The organism is Frankia sp. Mgl5, from assembly GCF_023242985.1.
Lineage (GTDB): Bacteria > Actinomycetota > Actinomycetes > Frankiales > Frankiaceae > Parafrankia > Parafrankia soli.
The window spans coordinates 48,664-67,035 of record NZ_JALKFY010000614.1; the positions used below are offsets into that span (position 1 = coordinate 48,664).

Genomic DNA, 18,372 nt, shown 5'->3' on the forward strand with positions numbered 1-18,372 from the left:
CAGCCCCGGGTCAGCTCCGGCCGGCCGAGACGGGGCCGGCGGTGTCGGCGGCGTCCAGCAGGATGGGCGCGGAGCTGCCGAGGCGGCGGGCCTGGCGCCGCTCCAGCCAGCGCGCGGTCAGCGACAGCGAGAAATTCACGATGATGTACATGACGGCCAGGACGGTGTACACGGGCAGGGCGTAGCGGCCGCCCAGGAACTCGACCGCCGACCGGCCCTGCCGCAGCAGCTCGGTGTACCCGATGACGAAGCCCAGCGAGGTGTCCTTCAGCAGGGTGACGAGCTGGCTGACCAGTGTCGGGCTCATCCGGCGCACAGCCTGCGGGAACTGGATCAGGGTGAAGATCTGGGTGCCGCGCAGCCCGAGCGCCGCCGCGGCCTCCGTCTGGCCTTTGTCGATGGACTGGATGCCCGCGCGGAAGATCTCGCTGAGCACCGCCCCGTTGTAGGCGGTCAGGCCGATCACGAGCGCCCAGAACGCCGAGAGGTTGATGCCGAGCTGCGGCAGGCCAAGGTAGGCGAAGAAGATCAGCATCAGCAGCGGCAGGCCGCGCAGCATCTCCACGACCGCCGTGGCCGGGACGCTGACCAGCCGGCGGTTCGACTGGCGGGCGAACGCGAGCGTGGTGCCCACGGCGACGGCGAGCACCATGCCGGTCGCGGCGGCGCGCAGCGTGTCGAGCAGACCCTCCCACAGCAGCGTCCGCAGGTCGGGTTCGTCGAAGAAGACGCTCCACACCTCGCCGTCGAGCTGGCCCTTGTCCGACAGGCGCAGCACGGCGAGGACGACGAGCGCCGCCAGCGCGGCCACCGCGACCATGCTCGCGATCAGGATGCGACGCCGGCCACGCGGGCCGGGGGGATCCGACAGCACGATGCTCATCGCGGGGTCCTCGTCAGCCGTCGTTCGGTGAGGCCGACCGCCCAGGCCAGGGACAGCGTCAGCACCAGGTAGCAGACGATGCCGGCGAGCAGGACGGCGATGACGTCGCCGGGGTTCGCGGTGGTCAGCCGCTGACTGATCCCGGTCAGCTCCTGGACGCCGAACGCGGCGGCGATGGAGGTGTTGCGGATCAGCGCGCTGCCGACGCTGCCCAGCGGCTGGATCACGTTGCGGAACGCCTGCGGCAACACGACGAGCCGCAGCGTCTGCGAGAAGGTCAGGCCCAGCGCCCGCGCGGCCTCCGCCTGGCCCGCGTCGACGCCGTTCACCCCGGATCGCACGGCCTCGCAGACGAGCGCGGTGTGGTAGATCGTCAACGCCACGACGGCGAACGTGAAGTAGCTGAAGACGATGTCGACCTGCGGGAGTACGAAGACCACGAAGAAGAACACGATGGTCAGCGGCGTGTTACGAACGGTCTCCACGTAGGCCGTCCCCGCCCAGCGTAGCGGCGGAACCGGGCTGACCCGCATGGCCGCGAGGCCGGTGCCGAGGATCAGCGCGGACACGGCCGCGAACAGGCTCAGCCGAAGCGTCTGGACGAATCCCTCGCGGAAGATGTCGAGGTTGTCGAGGACGGCGTCGATGTGAGACCACCCGTAGTCAGCTCGGTGTTCGGAACGTTGCTCCGGGCGCCCGGCCATCCGTGCGGTCGCGGTACCCCGCGGTCGCGGTGGGCGGCCGGGACACCCGGCGTCAGCGCCCGGCGGCCCCGGGGCCCGGTGCGGGCCCGGGGCGCGCCGGGCGCCGAGGGTCAGGAGGTGCGGACGTGCAGGGGGTGCAGGAGGTGCGGAGGATCAGGAGGTGTAGCGGTCCACCGCGGGAGGAGTGGGCATGTCCGGCTCGACCTTGCCGATCGTGTCCTTGTAGGCCGTCTCGTACCGGCCGTCGGTGTACGCCGCCTCCAGCGTGTCGTTGATGAACGCGCGGAACTGGTCGTCGCCCTTGGCGATGCCGATGCCGTAGGGCTCCTTGCTGAACGGCTCACCGACCAGCTTGAACGTGCCCGGGCTGCGGTCCATCAGGCCGAGCAGAATCGCGTTGTCGGTCGTGACCGCGTCCACCTGGCCGGCCTTGAGTGCCTCGGCGCACTTGCTGTAGACGTCGAACAGGGTCAGCTCGGCGTCCGGAGCCTCCGTGCGGATGCGCTCGGCCGGGGTGGAGCCGCTCACCGAGCAGACCTTCTTGCCCGCGAGCGTGTCCTTCCCGGTGATGGCGGTCTCGCCGGCCCGCACCATCAGCGTCTGACCGGCCACGTAGTACGGGCCGGCGAAGTCGACGACCTGCTTGCGTTTGTCGTTGATGGTGTAGGTGGCCACCACCAGGTCCACGCGGTGCTGCTCGATGAACGGCTCACGGTTGGCCGAGACCGTCTCGACGAACTTGACCTTGTCCGCGGGGATCCCCAGCGCGTCGGTGATGATCCTGGCGATCTCGACGTCGAAGCCCTCGGGCTCGCCGCGCAGGTTCTTCAGGCCGAACAGCGGCTGGTCGAACTTCGTGCCGACGGTGATCGTGGCCGCCGACTGGAGCTTGGCCATCGTGCTCCCCGCCGGGAACGTGGTGGCGGTGGCGGCGGCCGGCTCGTCGGAGCTGTCGTCGTCGCCGCAGGCGGACAGCGCGAGCGAGCCGGCCAGTGCCGCGGCGAGCAGCAGGGCCGCGCTGCGCAGCGGCCGCCGCGGGCGGGAGCCCGAGGCCGCGCGGGTGGTGGAGTCGGTTGTGTCGATGGCGTCCGTGGGGGCCGTTCGCCGTTTGCTACGGGTGAGCGACATGCGCATGGGCGATCCTTTCCAGAAGTTCGACGTCGGGATTCAGATAGCGCTTTCTGCGGCTGCTGACCGCACCGCCGTAGGGGTGTTCGGTCCCACAATTCCAGTGGATGCGGTCGATGAGGGTCGGCTCCGCGACAGGGCCACCGATCATCCCGGTGTAGCCGGTCGGCGCCCGGTGCAGCTGGTCGGCCCGGCGTAATCCGATCGCGAACCAGCTGGGTCGGCTCCGGGTCACGACAGGTCTCGGCGGCGGGCTCGTTTCCGCTGGATCAATGAGTGAGGACCTTCGCCAGGAAGTCGGCGGCGCGTTCACTTGCCGGGGCGGCGAAAAAGGTCTTCGGCGGGGCCACCTCGAGCAGCCGGCCGTCGGCCATGAACACCACGCGGTCGGCCGCCGAGCGGGCGAAGCCCATCTCGTGCGTCACCACGATCATCGTCATGCCGGACGCCGCCAGCGACCGCATGACGTCCAGGACCTCCTGGATCATCTCCGGGTCGAGCGCCGACGTCGGCTCGTCGAAGAGCATCAGCTTCGGCTCCATCGCCAGCGCCCGGGCGATGGCCGCCCGCTGCTGCTGGCCGCCGGAGAGCTGGCGCGGGAGCCGGTCGGCCTTGTCCGCGATGCCGACACGTTCCAGCAGCGCCCGGGCTTTCTCCTCGGCCTCGGCGCGCCTGACGCCGTTCACCCTGCGCGGGCCGAGCGTGATGTTGTCCAGGATCGTGCGGTGCGCGAACAGGTTGAACGACTGGAACACCATGCCGACCTGGGCGCGCATGCGGGCCAGCTCCCGGCCCTCGGCGGGCAGCGGCCGGCCGTCGAAGGTGATGCGGCCCTCGTCGATGGTCTCCAGGCGGTTGACGCACCGGCACAGCGTCGACTTTCCCGAACCGGAGGGGCCGATGACGCACACGACCTCGCCGGCCTCGACCGTCAGGTTGATGTCATTCAGGACACGGTTTTTCCCGAAGGACTTGCTGACGCCTTCCAAGGTCACCAGCGGCATGTCGCCCTCCCAGCTCTTGTGGTCGGCGGGAGGCGGATGGGCGCGGCGCCAACGGAGACACGCGATCGACCGGAACTGCGGGACGGACGGGCCTGAACGGGTTCCGGCCATCGCATCATGGTCGTGAACATTTTCGAATGCTACGCCCCGATCATCCGCAATGGCGGTGTCCGCTCGGTGGTTTTACCTGTCAGGAACAGGATGTACCACGGGCGCGGCGCATCCGGTGGCGGTCCCGACACGTCCGGCACGTTCCGGGGTGAAGCACACGGGCGTGTGCGGGCACGGCGGGTGCCGGTCGACCTCATCGGTCCAGTCGGGCGCCGGCCCGGTCGGCCCGCCTGGCCCTGTCGGCCCGCCGGCTCGACTCGTGCCCCGGGCCCTGCCTGCCCTGCCTGCCGCGAGCGCACGTGCCGCGCCGGTCCCTGCGCTTAACGCCAAGGACAGGGTTCGAAGGAGTCGATCCCGGCGTGTCGAACGGTGTCCGGGTGCGGGCCGTAGGCTGGGTGGGTGAGCGGCCGTAGCTACCAGGTCCGGACGTTCGGCTGTCAGATGAACGTGCACGACTCCGAACGGCTCGCCGGCCTTCTCGAGTCCGCCGGCTACGTTCCGGCCCCGGAGGGGTCCGACGCCGACGTCGTCGTGTTCAACACCTGCGCTGTCCGTGAGAACGCCGACAACCGGTTGTACGGAAACCTCGGTCATCTGTACCCGGCGAAGAAGAGCAACCCGGCGATGCAGATCGCGGTGGGTGGCTGCCTCGCGCAGAAGGACCGGTCGGTGATCCTGGATCGCGCGCCCTGGGTCGACGTCGTGTTCGGCACCCACAACATCCATCGGCTGCCGGTGCTGCTCGAGCGGGCCCGCCACAACTCCGCCGCCCAGGTGGAGATCGCCGAGGCGCTCGAGGTCTTCCCGAGCAGCCTGCCGGCCCGCCGGGCCAGCCATCACTCGGCGTGGGTCAGCATCAGTGTGGGCTGCGACAACACCTGCACCTTCTGTATCGTGCCGAGCCTGCGCGGCGGTGAGCGCGACCGGCGTCCCGGCGACGTGCTCGCCGAGGTGGAGGCGCTGGTCGCCGAGGGCGCGCTGGAGATAACGCTGCTCGGCCAGAACGTGAACTCCTACGGGCGCTCACTGGGCGACCCGGGCGCGTTCGCGAAGCTGCTGCGCGCGTGCGGGCGGGTCGAGGGGCTGGAGCGGGTCCGTTTCACCTCACCGCATCCGCGCGATTTCACCGACGACGTCATCGAGGCGATGGCGCAGACGCCGAACGTGTGCCCACAGCTGCACATGCCGCTGCAGTCGGGGTCGGACGCGGTGCTGCGCCGGATGCGGCGCAGCTACCGCCGGGAGCGTTTCCTCGGCATCGTCGAGCGGGTCCGCGCGGCCATGCCGGACGCCGCGATCACCACCGACATCATCGTCGGGTTCCCGGGTGAGACCGAGGCCGACTTCGCCGACACCCTGGACGTCGTCCGTACCGCGCGTTTCGCCGGGGCGTTCACCTTCAAGTACTCCCCGCGTCCCGGCACGCCCGCGGCCGAGATGGACGGCGCGGTCGATCCCGCGGTGGTCTCCGAGCGCTACGGGCGGCTCGCGAGCCTGCAGGACGAGATGTCGTGGGCGGAGAACCGGGCGCAGGTCGGGCGCCGGGTCGAGATCGTCGTGGCAGAGGGGGAGGGGCGCAAGGACTCCGCCACCGGCCGCCTCTCCGGACGCGCCCGCGACGGCCGCCTCGTCCACCTGCTGGTGACCGGGCCGCATGCGCAGGAGGGGCTCGTCCGGCCGGGCGACGTCGTGGAGACCGTGGTGACCAGGGGCGCGCCGCACCACCTGACGGCGGACGGCCCGCTGCTCACCCACCGCCGGACCCGCGCCGGTGATGCCTGGGCCGCCGGCCGCGCCATCGCCGGCGACACCCCGAGCCCGGACCGCCCCGCGGTCTCTCTGGGGATGCCGCAGCTGCGCCCGAGCGCCCCCGCCGCGCGGTGACCCTGGTCGCCGCGGCTGTCTGCCCGCATCCGCCGCTGCTGGTCCCGCAGGTCGCCGGGGTGGACCCGATCGAGGTCCGCGACCATGCCAGCGCGGCCGTCGCCCGGCTGTGCGCCCTCGCCCCGGACCACATCGTGGTCGTCGGCGACGATGCCGCGGACGCCCACTACGCCGGGTCGGCCGTCGGCTCGCTGGCCGGGTTCGGGGTCGACCTGAGCTTCTCGCTCGGCGCGTCGGGCACGGGTCCGGCCGTGCTCCCGCTGTCGCTCACCATCGGAGCCTGGCTGCTGCGTGAGGCGGGCTGGGCCGGGCGGTGCTCGGCCCGCGGGGTGCCGGCGGCGACCGGGCCGGCGGCGGCCGCCGCGATCGGCGCCGACCTCGTGGCCACCGCGGAGGCGGACGGGTCCCGGCTCGCCCTGCTGATCATGGGCGACGGGAGCGCCCGACGGACGGTGAAGGCCCCCGGCAGCCTGGACCCGCGGGCCGCCGCGTACGACGCCTCGGTCTCCGCCGCGCTCGCCACGCTGGACGTCACGGCGCTGCTCGCCCTCGATCCCGCGCTCGCGGCCGACCTGCTCGCGCCGGGCCGGGCGTCCTGGCAGGTCCTCGCCGGCGCGCTGCGCCGCGCGACGCCGGGCGATCCGGCCCGCTCCTGGACGAGCCTGGTCCGCTACGACGACGCCCCGTTCGGGGTCGGCTACCTGGTCGTCGGATGGGAGCGCGCGGACGGCACCCGGGCCGACCGGCAGGAGAAGCGGGCCACCGCGCAGAGCGGCCGGTGACCGCGTCCCGTGACGGCGCCGGCCTGACCAACGGTGCCACCCGAGCCGATCAGGCCGGGCCGGTCATCGCGGTCGTCGGCCCGACCGGTGCCGGTAAGAGCGACCTGGCGGTCGAGATCGCCCTCGAGCTCGGTGGGGAGATCGTCAACGCCGACTCGATGCAGCTCTACCGGGGCATGGACATCGGCACGGCGAAGATCCCGATGGTCGAGCGACGCGGCGTGCCCCACCATCTGCTGGACATCTGGGAGATCACCCGCGCCGCGGACGTCGCCAGCTACCAGGCCGACGCCCGGCGGGTCGTCGACGGCCTGCTCGCCGCCGGCCGGGTGCCGATCCTGGTCGGCGGATCTGGCCTGTACGTGCGGGCGGTTCTGGACGATTTGTCATTTCCCGGCACCGACCCGGCCGTCCGCGCCCGGCTCGAGCGCGAGCTCGCCGAGGTCGGGCCGGGGCCGCTGCACGAGCGGCTGACGGGGCTGGCGCCGACCGCCGCCGCGGCGATCCTGCCCGGCAACGGGCGGCGGATCGTGCGGGCGCTCGAGGTCGTCGAGCTCACCGGCACATTCGAGGCCACTTTGCCCGAATATCGATCGATTTATGATGTCGTTCAGGTCGGCGTGGACCGCCCGGACCTGGACACGCGGATCGCCGACCGGGTGGAGCTGATGTGGCGCGCGGGCTTCGTCGACGAGGTCGCGGCGCTCGCGGAGGCGGGGCTGCGCGACGGGCGGACCGCCTCGCGTGCCCTCGGATACGCGCAGGTCCTGGCCGTCCTCGACGGAGCAATGGACTCCATGGACGCGGCCAAACAGGCCACAACAACGGCCACCAGGCGCTTCGCTCGTCGGCAAAGATCCTGGTTCCGGCGTGATCCGCGGATATCCTGGCTGGAATTTCCGGATGTCGCCGCGGCGCTCGCCGAGGTACGACGTCTGGTGGGTTCGCTCTGATATTGGGTTCGCTCTGACGTGTGGCCGGCCCAGCGCCGCGGGACCTTCGCCTGACCCGTCGGCCCGGGTCCCGGCCCATCCCGGCGTCTGGAGAGTTCGACGTGACCGCGCTCGACCTTGCCCTGGTTCCCGCGCTGTACGCCTCGTTCGACGACGGTTCGCTACGCCTGCACTACCAGCCGGACGTCGACCTTCGTAACGGCTCCGTCCCGGGGATGCAGGCGCGGCCCCGCTGGGCGCACGCCGAGTTCGGGCTGCTCGGCCCGGCGGCCTTCATGCGCGTCGCCGAGGCCGCCGGGCTGGTCGGCCAGGTACACCAGTGGGTGCTGCGGATGGCGGTCACGGAGGCGCGGACCTGGCACCGGATGGCCGCGGGGACCTCCGTCCGCCCGCCGCGGCTGTGGGTGCGCATCGACGGCCGTCATCTCGCCCGCCCGGAGTTCCTCGCCGAGGTGGAGCGGCTGGTGCTGGGGCGGTCGCTGCCGGCGGGCGCCGTCGGCCTGCAGTTCACCGAGGACACGCTGGCGTTCGCGCCTCCCGCGCTGCCCCGCCTGCTGGTGCGGCTGCGGGACCTCGGCGTCGCGGTGGGCGTCGACGCGTTCGGCACGTGGTACGGCTCGTTGTCCACCCTCGACGTGCTCCCGCTGGACCTGGTGCGGATCGACGGGCAGTTCCTGCGGGCGACGATCCGCGACATGGAGGGCGAGGCGGCCTTCGCCTCCCTGGTGGGCGTGGCGCATCGGCGGCGCATGGTCGTCGTCGCCGAGGACGTCGACACCGCGGTGCTGGCGGACCGGGTCGGCAGGCTGGACTGCGACCGGGTGTCCGGGCCGCTCTTCTGCCCGCCGGTACCGGTGGAGGACGCCCGCATGATCGCGCTCGGCCGCGGCCGGCCGGACAGGTGGTACAAGCCGTCCGCTGAGACCCGGGCCGAGACCGGCTTCCGGCCGGCGAGTCAACCCGGGTGGTCCGGCGCCACCCCCGGCCGCCCTGGCCCTCAGCCTGGACGTCCCGGCGACCAGCACGGGCGTCCCGGCGACCCGCAGGGACGTCCCGCCCAGCCGACGCGTTCGGGAGGTACCGCGCAGTCAGGAGGTACCGCGTATCCGGGTGGTTCGGGGCGAGGGGACCGTTCGCGGGCGGCTGCCGCGGGGTGAGCTCGCCGCGGCCGTACGATCGCGGCGTGCGCTTCGTCAAGGGACACGGAACGGGTAACGACTTCGTCATCCTGCCGGATGCCGACGGCGAGCTCGATCTCAGCCCCGAGCTGGTGCGGGCGCTGTGCCACCGGGGCACCGGCATCGGCGCCGACGGGGTGCTGCGGGTCGTGCTGACCGCGGCCGAGCCCGCCGCCGCCGGCGACAGCGCGGCCGCCCGCTGGTTCATGGACTATCGCAACGCCGACGGGTCGATCGCCGAGATGTGCGGCAACGGGGTCCGGGTGTTCGCCCGCTATCTCGTCGACGCGGGTTACGCCGCGCCCGGCCGTCTCGTCATCGCCACCAGGGCCGGCCTGCGGGCGGTCGAGGTGCCGGCGGGCGGCGACGTCACCGTCGAGATGGGACCGCCCGAGCTGGCCGCCGGCCCGGTGCCGGTCACGGTCGCCGGGCGGGAGTTCGCCGCCGTGCCGGTCTCGATGGGGAACCCGCACGCGGTCTGCTTCGCCGACGACCTCGACCCGGCCGGCCTGGCGCGCCTGGACCTGCGCGCGCCGGCCTACCCGGCCGCCGCCTTCCCCGAGGGCGTGAATGTCGAGGTCGTCGTCCCGGCTCCGGACGGGGTCGCCATGCGGGTCTTCGAGCGGGGCGTCGGTGAGACCGCGTCCTGCGGCACCGGCGCGTGTGCCGTCGCTGTGGCCTGGGCGGCCCGCAATGGCGATGGGCCGCCCGCAGAGGTCGAGGTCGACCTCCCCGGCGGGCGGCTGACTGTCGGCTGGTGGGAGTCGACCGTCCTGCTCAGTGGCCCGGCCGTGCTGGTGTCGGACGGTGTCCTTCGTCCCGACTGGCTGCGCGCGGCGGGTGGCTTCGGCCCGGCGGCTCCCGCGGGCGAGCGGCGTCCGAGCGTTGTCGGGGCCGGCTGAGCGCGGCCGAGGCAGGCTGAGCGCGGCCGGGGCAGGCAGGGCGAAGTCCCTCGATCTCCCTCGGGGACCCGTGGCGCGTGGGTGCGCCCGGGCGTCGGGCCGGGTGCCCGCCTCAGGTCTGCCGAGGTCGTCCGGTGGCGGGCACCGTCCGGTAAAGGGTTCGCGATCGCGGGTATGCCGTGTCACCCTGAGAGTGACGGTGTTTCATCGGCCGGGCGAACCCGGCTGATGGGGCGAAAGAGTGCCGTCCCGGCCGGGGCGGACTGGAATGACGCGGTCACCGTGCCGCGTTGAGAACGGATGGTATGAGTCTTCGCGCTGACGCCGCTGTGGCGTCCACCCCGCATCTGAAACTGCACTCGGGCGACGGCGGCCACGACGGCCACGAGGGTCGTGACGGTCGCGCCGGCACCGCGCTCGCCCTGGCCGAGGCCGACGGGTTCTCGTTCTTCGACGAGGAGGGCGACGGGCTCGACCTGGAGGACCGTGGCGCGCTGCGCCGTGTCCCGGGCCTCACCACCGAGCTCGAGGACATCACCGAGGTCGAGTACCGCCAGCTCCGGCTGGAACAGGTCGTTCTGATCGGGGTGTGGACGTCGGGCTCGCAGGTCGAGGCCGAGGCTTCCATGACGGAGCTGGCCGCGCTCGCCACCACCGCCGGCTCGGTCGTGCTCGACGCGCTCGTGCAGCGCCGGGACAGGCCCGACGCAGCGACCTTCGTGGGCTCCGGCAAGGCCAAGGAGCTCGCCGAGATCGTACTGGCGACCGGCGCGGACACGGTGATCTGCGACGGCGAGCTGACCCCCGGCCAGCTGCGCCAGCTCGAGGAGGTCGTCAAGGTCAAGGTGATCGACCGGACGGCGCTGATCCTCGACATCTTCGCTCAGCACGCGACGTCGCGCGAGGGCAAGGCGCAGGTCGAGCTCGCCCAGCTGCAGTACATGCTGCCGAGGCTGCGCGGCTGGGGTGAGTCGATGTCCCGGCAGGCCGCCAGCGGCGGCCGGGCGCCGATCGGTACCCGTGGCCCCGGTGAGACGAAGATCGAGACGGACCGTCGCCGGCTGCGCGCGCGCATCACCAAGCTGCGCCGAGAGCTCACCGGGATGGCCACCGTCCGGGCGACCAAGAGGTCGTCGCGCCGCCGCGGTGCCGTTCCCGCCGTCGCGATCGCCGGCTACACCAACGCCGGCAAGTCGTCGCTGCTCAACCGACTGACCGGGGCGGGCGTACTGGTCGAGGACGCGCTGTTCGCGACCCTCGACCCGACGGTGCGCCGGGCCACGCTGCCCGACGGCCGGATCTTCACCCTGGCCGACACGGTCGGCTTCGTGCGCCACCTGCCGCACCAGATCGTCGAGGCGTTCCGTTCGACGCTCGAGGAGGTGGTGGACGCCGACCTCGTCCTGCACGTCGTCGACGGTTCGGCCCCGGACCCGATGGGGCAGATCTCGGCCGTGCGCGAGGTGCTCGCCGAGATCGACGCGGCCGGGGTGCCCGAGCTCATCGTGGTCAACAAGGTGGACGCGGTCGACCCGACCACGCTCGCCGTCCTGCGCCAGGCGGTGCCGGACGCCATCTTTGTCTCGGCGCGGTCCGGGGCGGGGCTGCAGGAGCTGGTGGAGGCGCTCTCGGCGCGGATACCGCACCCGGAGGTCGAGATGTCCCTGCTGGTGCCCTACACCCGGGGCGATCTCGTCTCCCGCATCCACCAGATCGGCGAGGTGCTCCGAGTCGAGCACACCGGCAAGGGCACCGAGGTCGCCGCGCGCGTGCCCGTGGGCCTGGCCGCCGAGCTGGAGCCGTTCCGCGCCTGACGACCCTGCCTGAACACCAGCCCCGACGGAACACCGCGAGCTGAACACCGCACCGGTCAGACGCCTGACGTCTGACCGGTGCCCGGCCTGCCCGGTGCCGGCCGCGTGCCGGGGATCAGACCCGGCGCATCACCGCCACGATGCGGCCGAGGATGGTCGCGTCCTCGGCCGGGATGTCGGAGAAGGCCGGGTTCTCCGGCGCCAGCCACACCCGGCCGTCGCGCTGCCGGAACCGCTTGACCGTGGCCTCTCCATCGATCATCGCCGCGACGATCTCGCCGTTGTCCGCCACCGGCTGCTGCCGGACGACGACGAAGTCGCCGTCACAGATGGCGGCATTGATCATCGATTGGCCGACCACCTTGAGCAGGAACAGAGTTCCCTCGCCGACGATCTCCTTCGGCAGTGGGTAGACGTCCTCGATCGCCTGCTCGGCGAGGATCGGCCCACCGGCCGCGATCCGCCCCACCAGGGGGACGTAGGTGGGCGTGCCGGCCTCCAGCGCCGTTGTCTCGGCGGGTGCGCCGGCCGCCGCCGCGGCACCCGCGCGGGAACGCCCGCCGGCCTTCGCGCCGCCGATCGGAAGCACCTCCATCGCCCGCGGCCGGTTCGGGTCGCGCCGGAGGAACCCCTTCTCCTGCAGCACCTTGAGCTGGTGCGCGACGCTGCTGGTGCTGGTCAGGCCGACAGCCTCGCCGATCTCCCGGACGCTCGGCGGGTATCCGCGCCGCTCCACCGCGGACCGGATGACCTCGAGCACCTTCTTCTGCCGCTGCGTCAGGCCCGAGGCGTCCGCGGGGCTGTCGGGAAAATCCCGGACGTTGCCACGGGTGTCACCTCGGCGGGTACCCCGTTCCTGGCTGGTCATCGCCTACCGCTCTCCTGTCGATGCTTACGCGCGGCGGATGGTGCCACCGGCGGCTGCCAAGGACCGGGTGGTCGACGGCCCGGCTCCGCCAACACCCACCCGGTCGTTCCAATGCTTTGTCCGATTAGTAACTTTTGATCGGTTCGGCTGATCGGTTTGGCGGGGTCCTTCGTGCTCGGTTCATCTCGCACGATCGTCCACAACTGATCGTCCTTGACGGTAGTCGGCCGGTCGCCGAATCTCAAACGTCTGTTCGAGCGTGTCGGGGGAAGTGTGCGTGGTGGCCGTGTAAGAATCGCTCAGGCGTTCGATCGAACAAGTGTTCGTGCCTGGGAGGTTGGCATGACCGACGGTGGCGGTGCGGCCGGTGGGAATGCGTCAGTTCGGCGGGGTCACCCGGTGTCCCGCAGCTGCGCGCTGCGGCAGGGTGCGCAGGTCGCGACGGGTGCGCGGGGGGCACGTGGCGTGCGTGGAGCCGCGGTGGGCGGAGTCGCCGTCCGTGGCCGCGGGGTGCGGGGGGTGGCGGTGCGCGGCATGGGCCGCGTGCCGGTAGGGCGCCCGGTTCGCTCTCGTGGCGCCCGATGTGGTCTCTCGGGGGCTGCTCCGGCTGCCACGGTGCCGCCTGCTGAGTCCAGGCGGGGCGGTGAGCGGCGATCCGGGGCGTCCGTCATCGAGATGCCCGGCATGTGGTGGCGTGAGGCAGCCGTCGGGTTGGCCGCGGCCGGGTCGGCCGCCACGGTGCCCGAGCCGCGTCCTGGGCCGAGCGGGCAGTCCCAGCCCCAGCGTCCCCGGCCTCAGCCCCACGCCCGGCCTGAGGCTCGACCTCGACCTCGACCTCGGGCCGGGTCCCGGTCGCGGGCCGGTGGGCGGGGGAGGTCGGGTGCGCGGCCGCCGCTGCGGCTGACCAGGCGCGGCCGCGTCGTCGTGGTGGCGCTGGCGAGCACGGTCCTCGGCCTTGTCTTCTCGTTGGTGCTGGTGACGGCGTCACAGGCGTTCACCGGCGTCCCGGTGAGCTACCGGACGCACGTCGTGCGGTCCGGGGAGACGCTCTGGGAGATCGCCCACGAGGCCGCCCCCGAGGCCGACACCCGCGACACCGTCCGCGGGCTCATGACCCTGAACGGCCTCGACACGGTGACGCTCACGCCCGGTCAGGAGCTCCGGCTCCCCTGACCCGGCTTTCCTGCTGCGGCCCCGATGCCCCGATGCCCCGGTGGCTCGATGCCCGATGGCTCGGCGGCCCGGCATGCCCGGCATGCCCGGTGCGTTCGGTGTGCCAGGTGTTGCGGCTGCCCCACCGAGGGCACGTCCGGCTGGTGTCACCGCCTGTCGTGGCCCCGGCGCGGGCTGGCGAGAACACACCTGAGGACCACATGCACCGGAGGGGTCGGTGTCGGATCTGTCGGGGGTGTGCGCTACGGTGGACACAACATCTTGTAGTTTCAGCACCGCAAGTCATCCACAGGTTGTTACACAGGTAATCCACAGGGCCTTGACCGTCTGTCCACGGGGCCGCCGGTCGAGGTGACGGAACCCAGTCGGACGCACCCCGCGGGCGGCAGTGTCAGCCTGCCCGGGGTGGAGGGGAGCGGACCATGCGGTGCCCTTTCTGCCGGCATCCCGACAGCCGTGTCGTCGACAGCAGGGAGGCCGAGGAAGGCGCCGCGATCCGGCGCCGGCGGTCGTGTCCGGCCTGTGGCCGTCGGTTCACGACCATGGAGGAGGCCTCCTTGCGGGTCCGTAAGCGCAGCGGGGCCACCGAGCCCTTCAGCCGCGCGAAGGTGATCGTGGGAGTGCGCAAGGCGTGCCAGGGCCGCCCCGTCCGGTCGGACGATCTGGCGCTGCTGGCGGAGCGGGTCGAGGAGACGGTGCGCTCCTCGGGCTCCGCGGAGGTGGCCGCCGAGGATGTCGGCCGAGCGATCCTCGGCCCCCTCCGAGAGTTGGACGAGGTGGCCTACCTCCGCTTCGCCTCCGTCTACCTGGCGTTCGAGTCGCTCGGCGACTTCGAGGCGGCGATCGCGGCCCTGCGTGCCGAGTCGGCTGGCGGCGGTGAGCCGCCCGTCGCCGGGAAGCCGACCGCGATGCCGGCGGCCACCGGGGCCTCGGCTGTCGTCGTTCCGGTGACCACGGGCCCACGGGCGGCGGCCGGCCCCTGACGCACCGGCCCGAGGTCCCGGAACCGGGATCCGGGCGTCCATGAGTGACCCAGCCTGATCCGCGCCGGCCTCACGAACCCGGCCGGTGGGCCGCCTGCCGGCTCCGGCATCGCGGGCCGGGCGCGGGGGAGGCGTCGAGGCGCGGTCCGGCGAGCGTCCAGGTCCGTGTAACGACCTGGAATGGAACCAGCCTGGAGCCGTGTCGGTGCGGAGTCGGAGCCACACCGGTCTCGGAGCCGCGGTGGTCCGTGTACTGCGCGAGGCCACGGAAGCCGCCCGCGGCGCACGTAATACAGGCATCGGCGCATGCGCCGCGGCCAGCACCTTTGCACCTGATGTTCGGACCCGACCACCTGTGCCCCTGCCCCGCCCCCGACCCGATCCCGTCCGGCGCGGCCACGGGCATCGAGCGCCACCAGCCGGACCGGCCACCTCGGGTACGCCGCCGTGCCCGCCGGATCCGGCACGGCCTCAGGCCCCACATACCGTCCCAGACCCCACGCACACCCCGGCCGATCAGCGGAACAGCTGATCCGGCCATCCCGCCCTGCACTGCCGGCGCCGGGCCGGACCTGCCCGGGACCATGCCTGACCAGGCCTGATCCGGGCACGTAAGTCCGGTGGCCGCTGTTTGAACCCATCGAACGCGAACACGAGGAGCGCTATGACCGAGACCCGCGGCAAGGGGAACAGATCGGCCGCGAAGGTGGCCGGGCTGAAGATCCGGCGGGTTCGCACCACGCCTGGAGTCCACCCCTACGACGAGGTGGAGTGGGAGTCCCGCGACGTCGTCATGACGAACTGGCGGGACGGATCGGTCAACTTCGAGCAACGTGGGGTGGAGTTCCCGACCGCCTGGTCGGTCAACGCCTCCAACATCGTCGCCAGCAAGTACTTCCGCGGCGCGCTCGGCTCGCCCGATCGGGAGTCGTCGCTGCGCCAGCTCATCGACCGGGTCGTGCTCCGCTACGGCGCGGCCGGCCGCGAGCACGGCTACTTCGCGTCGGAGAGCGACGCCGAGATCTTCGAGCACGAGCTGACCTGGATGCTGCTGCACCAGGTCTTCAGCTTCAACTCCCCGGTCTGGTTCAACGTCGGGACGGCCGCGCCGCAGCAGGTGTCGGCGTGCTTCATCCTCGCGGTGGACGACACCATGGAGTCGATCCTCAACTGGTACCGGGAGGAGGGCCTGATCTTCAAGGGCGGCTCCGGTGCCGGTCTCAACCTCTCCCGAATCCGCTCCTCGAAGGAGCTCCTCTCCTCCGGCGGCACCGCGTCCGGCCCGGTCAGTTTCATGCGCGGCGCCGACGCCTCGGCGGGCACCATCAAGTCGGGCGGAGCGACCCGGCGCGCGGCGAAGATGGTCGTCCTCGACGTCGACCATCCCGACGTCGTCGAGTTCGTCGAAACCAAGGCGCGTGAGGAGGACAAGATCCGCGCGCTGCGCGACGCCGGGTTCGACATGGACCTCGGCGGGCGCGACATCGCCTCGGTGCAGTACCAGAACGCCAACAACTCGGTGCGGGTCAACGACGAGTTCATGCGCGCCGTGGTCGACGGGACGTCCTTCGACCTGCGGGCGCGTCTCGACAACCGGGTGATCGAGTCGGTGGACGCCCGCGGGCTGTTCCGCACGATCTCCCAGGCCGCCTGGGAGTGCGCCGACCCGGGCATCCAGTACGACGGCACGATCAACGACTGGCACACCTGCCCGGAGTCCGGCCGGATCTCCGCGTCGAACCCGTGCTCGGAGTACGTCCACCTGGACAACTCGAGCTGCAACCTGGCCTCGCTGAACCTGATGAAGTTCCTGCGGCCGGACCGCACCTTCGACACCGAGACGTTCGTCGCGTCCGTCGAGCTGATCATCACGGCGATGGACATCTCGATCTGCTTCGCGGACTTCCCGACCCCGGAGATCACCAAGGTGACCCGGGCGTACCGGCAGCTCGGTATCGGGTACGCCAACCTGGGCGCGCTGCTCATGGCCAGCGCCCGCGCGTACGACTCCGACGGGGGCCGGGCGCTCGCCGCCGCGATCACCTCGCTGATGACCGCCACCGCCTACCGCCGCTCGGCGGAGCTCTCCGGCACCGTCGGGGCCTACGACGGCTTCGCCCGCAACGCCGACGCCCACCGGCGGGTCGTGCGCAAGCACTCGGCGGCGAACGACGCCGTCCGCACCGTGCACGCGGAGGAGGCCCGCCTGATCGCCGCGGCCTCGAAGGAGTGGGAGCGCGCGCTGTCGGTGGGGGAGAAGCACGGCTGGCGCAACGCCCAGGTCAGCCTGCTGGCCCCGACCGGGACGATCGGCCTGGCGATGGACTGCGACACCACCGGGATCGAGCCGGACCTGGCCCTGGTGAAGATGAAGAAGCTGGTCGGCGGGGCCAGCATGAAGATCGTGAACCAGACGGTGCCCGCGGCGCTGCGCGCGCTGGGATACGCCGAGGAGACGATCGAGGCGATCGTCGAGTACATCGCCGAGCACGGCCACGTCGTCGACGCCCCCGGCCTGCGCACCGAGCACTACGAGGTGTTCGACTGCGCCATCGGGGACCGCGCGATCAGCCCGATGGGCCACGTCCGGATGATGGCCGCCGTCCAGCCGTTCCTCTCCGGCGCCATCTCCAAGACGGTGAACATGCCGGCGACGGCCACCGTCGCCGAGGTCGAGGAGATCTACCTCGAGGGATGGCGGCTCGGCCTCAAGGCCCTCGCGATCTACCGGGACAACTGCAAGGTCGGCCAGCCACTGACGGATGTGAAGGGCGCGAAGCGGGACGCCGCCGCGGCGGCCGAGGTGGCCTCCGACGTGGCCGCCCGGGCCGCCGCCGGAGCGGCCGCTGCCGTTGCGGTGCCGTCCGCCGCGGCGGCGCAGCCCGCGGTCGGTCCCGGCGCTCCCGGGCCGCACTGGCCGGCCGGGCCCGGTGAGCACCGGCCCGTCCGCCGCAGGCTGCCGAAGACACGCCCGTCGCAGACCGTCTCGTTCAGCGTCGGTGGCGCCGAGGGATACATGACCGCCGGCTCCTACCCGGACGACGGCCTCGGCGAGGTCTTCATCAAGATGTCCAAGCAGGGCTCCACCCTCGCCGGTGTGATGGACGCGTTCTCGATCGCGGTGTCCATCGCGCTGCAGTACGGCGTGCCGCTGGAGGCCTACGTCAGCAAGTTCATCAACATGCGGTTCGAGCCGGCCGGTATGACCGACGACCCGGACGTGCGGATCGCCCAGTCGATCATGGACTACCTGTTCCGCCGGCTGGCCCTGGACTACCTGACCGAGGAGCAGCGCGCGGAGCTGGGCATCCTGTCCGCCTCGGAGCGGACGCGGCGGCTGTCCGACCAGGCCGGCGGCGGCCCGGCCGCGGCGGCGGAGCCGGAGATCGACATCGAGTCGCTGCGGGCGTCCGCCCCGGTCGAGGGTGACTCGGGCCCGGCGGCCACCGCCGGTGCGGCGCCGGCCCGGTCTGCGCCGGGCGGGTCCGCGCCGGCCGGGCCGGGCGTGGGCGGCGGGCCGGAGCTGGTCGCGCAGGAGCTGCGACTGGCCATGCCGGGCGGTTCGCTGACCGCCCAGACGGTGGTCGACGCGCCGCTCTGCTTCACCTGCGGTGTGAACATGCGCCCGGCCGGCAGCTGCTACGTCTGCGAGCAGTGCGGCTCCACCAGCGGCTGCAGCTGACGACGAGCGGTACCGCGCCAGACGCAACATTCCGTGGGGTAGGCGATCACCCGCCTACCCCACGGCTCCATCCACCCCCTGCGGGACGAGGAAGTCAGCACAGCGAACCGATCTGAAGGCCTTGTCGCGTCTGCTGCAGCACTGCTCGACATGTGACCGTGACCGTGGTCGGGGCGCGGAGCGGTGCCGGCCGGGCGCCCGCCGCCCGCGGGGGGGGGGGGGGGGCCCCCCCCCCGCCCCCCCCGCCGCGACCGCCATCCGGCTCCTGCACGAGCACCTCGCGCGGACCGGGAGCCCGGTGTCCTGAGCAACGGCCGGGGATG

14 protein-coding genes are annotated in these 18,372 nt (G+C 72.3%); 9 read left to right on the forward strand and 5 right to left on the reverse strand.

The window, feature by feature from the left end; all coding sequences use genetic code 11:
• Positions 1 to 10: 10 nt before the first annotated feature.
• The 4 genes from MXD62_RS14490 to MXD62_RS14505 all read right to left on the reverse strand — a co-directional run bounded on the left by MXD62_RS14490 (position 11) and on the right by MXD62_RS14505 (position 3,719).
• Positions 11 to 883, reverse strand: a complete 873-nt coding sequence (locus tag MXD62_RS14490) for an amino acid ABC transporter permease (RefSeq protein WP_248829785.1) — start codon at positions 881 to 883, stop codon at positions 11 to 13.
• A complete protein-coding gene (locus tag MXD62_RS14495; RefSeq protein ID WP_248829786.1) occupies positions 880 to 1,587 on the reverse strand; it encodes an amino acid ABC transporter permease in 708 nt (235 codons plus the stop codon). Before MXD62_RS14495 ends, MXD62_RS14490 begins: the two co-directional genes overlap by 4 nt.
• Before the next feature lie 153 nt (positions 1,588 to 1,740).
• Positions 1,741 to 2,721 carry a glutamate ABC transporter substrate-binding protein gene (locus MXD62_RS14500; protein ID WP_248829787.1) on the reverse strand — a complete coding sequence of 327 codons (981 nt, stop codon included), beginning with the start codon at positions 2,719 to 2,721 and terminating at the stop codon, positions 1,741 to 1,743.
• A 263-nt stretch (positions 2,722 to 2,984) separates the two neighbouring features.
• Positions 2,985 to 3,719, reverse strand: coding sequence for an amino acid ABC transporter ATP-binding protein (locus MXD62_RS14505; RefSeq protein ID WP_285224077.1), 735 nt, complete (start codon positions 3,717 to 3,719; stop codon positions 2,985 to 2,987).
• 510 nt (positions 3,720 to 4,229) lie between these two features.
• On the opposite strand from MXD62_RS14505, the gene miaB reads away from it, so the two are divergent.
• From miaB to hflX, 6 genes are all read left to right on the forward strand, one after another.
• Complete coding sequence (gene miaB, locus MXD62_RS14510) at positions 4,230 to 5,714, forward strand: tRNA (N6-isopentenyl adenosine(37)-C2)-methylthiotransferase MiaB (protein WP_308301261.1); 1,485 nt, start codon at positions 4,230 to 4,232, stop codon at positions 5,712 to 5,714.
• Positions 5,711 to 6,496 (forward strand): hypothetical protein, encoded by a 786-nt coding sequence (locus MXD62_RS14515; RefSeq protein WP_248829788.1) that lies wholly within the window; start codon positions 5,711 to 5,713, stop codon positions 6,494 to 6,496. Before miaB ends, MXD62_RS14515 begins: the two co-directional genes overlap by 4 nt.
• Positions 6,493 to 7,449, forward strand: a complete 957-nt coding sequence (miaA, locus tag MXD62_RS14520; protein ID WP_248829789.1) for a tRNA (adenosine(37)-N6)-dimethylallyltransferase MiaA — start codon at positions 6,493 to 6,495, stop codon at positions 7,447 to 7,449. Before MXD62_RS14515 ends, miaA begins: the two co-directional genes overlap by 4 nt.
• Before the next feature lie 101 nt (positions 7,450 to 7,550).
• The gene (locus MXD62_RS14525; RefSeq protein ID WP_248829790.1) at positions 7,551 to 8,606 is read left to right on the forward strand and encodes an EAL domain-containing protein; all 1,056 of its coding nucleotides are present in this window, start codon (positions 7,551 to 7,553) and stop codon (positions 8,604 to 8,606) included.
• A gap of 26 nt (positions 8,607 to 8,632) precedes the next feature.
• A complete protein-coding gene (gene dapF / locus MXD62_RS14530; RefSeq protein WP_248829791.1) occupies positions 8,633 to 9,529 on the forward strand; it encodes a diaminopimelate epimerase in 897 nt (298 codons plus the stop codon).
• A gap of 305 nt (positions 9,530 to 9,834) precedes the next feature.
• Positions 9,835 to 11,343, forward strand: coding sequence for a GTPase HflX (gene hflX / locus MXD62_RS14535; protein ID WP_248829792.1), 1,509 nt, complete (start codon positions 9,835 to 9,837; stop codon positions 11,341 to 11,343).
• Between the two features lie 115 nt (positions 11,344 to 11,458).
• On the opposite strand, the gene lexA is transcribed toward hflX, so the two are convergent.
• Positions 11,459 to 12,211 (reverse strand): transcriptional repressor LexA, encoded by a 753-nt coding sequence (gene lexA / locus MXD62_RS14540; protein WP_071061346.1) that lies wholly within the window; start codon positions 12,209 to 12,211, stop codon positions 11,459 to 11,461.
• Positions 12,212 to 13,135: 924 nt separating this feature from the next.
• Between lexA and MXD62_RS14545 the strand changes: the two genes are divergently transcribed.
• The 3 genes from MXD62_RS14545 to MXD62_RS14555 all read left to right on the forward strand — a co-directional run bounded on the left by MXD62_RS14545 (position 13,136) and on the right by MXD62_RS14555 (position 18,049).
• Positions 13,136 to 13,384: a LysM peptidoglycan-binding domain-containing protein gene (locus MXD62_RS14545; RefSeq protein WP_248829793.1), complete on the forward strand. Its 249-nt coding sequence runs from the start codon at positions 13,136 to 13,138 to the stop codon at positions 13,382 to 13,384.
• Between the two features lie 422 nt (positions 13,385 to 13,806).
• A complete protein-coding gene (gene nrdR / locus MXD62_RS14550; RefSeq protein WP_248829794.1) occupies positions 13,807 to 14,367 on the forward strand; it encodes a transcriptional regulator NrdR in 561 nt (186 codons plus the stop codon).
• Between the two features lie 664 nt (positions 14,368 to 15,031).
• Positions 15,032 to 18,049, forward strand: a complete 3,018-nt coding sequence (locus tag MXD62_RS14555; RefSeq protein WP_248829795.1) for a vitamin B12-dependent ribonucleotide reductase — start codon at positions 15,032 to 15,034, stop codon at positions 18,047 to 18,049.
• Positions 18,050 to 18,372: the final 323 nt, after the last annotated feature.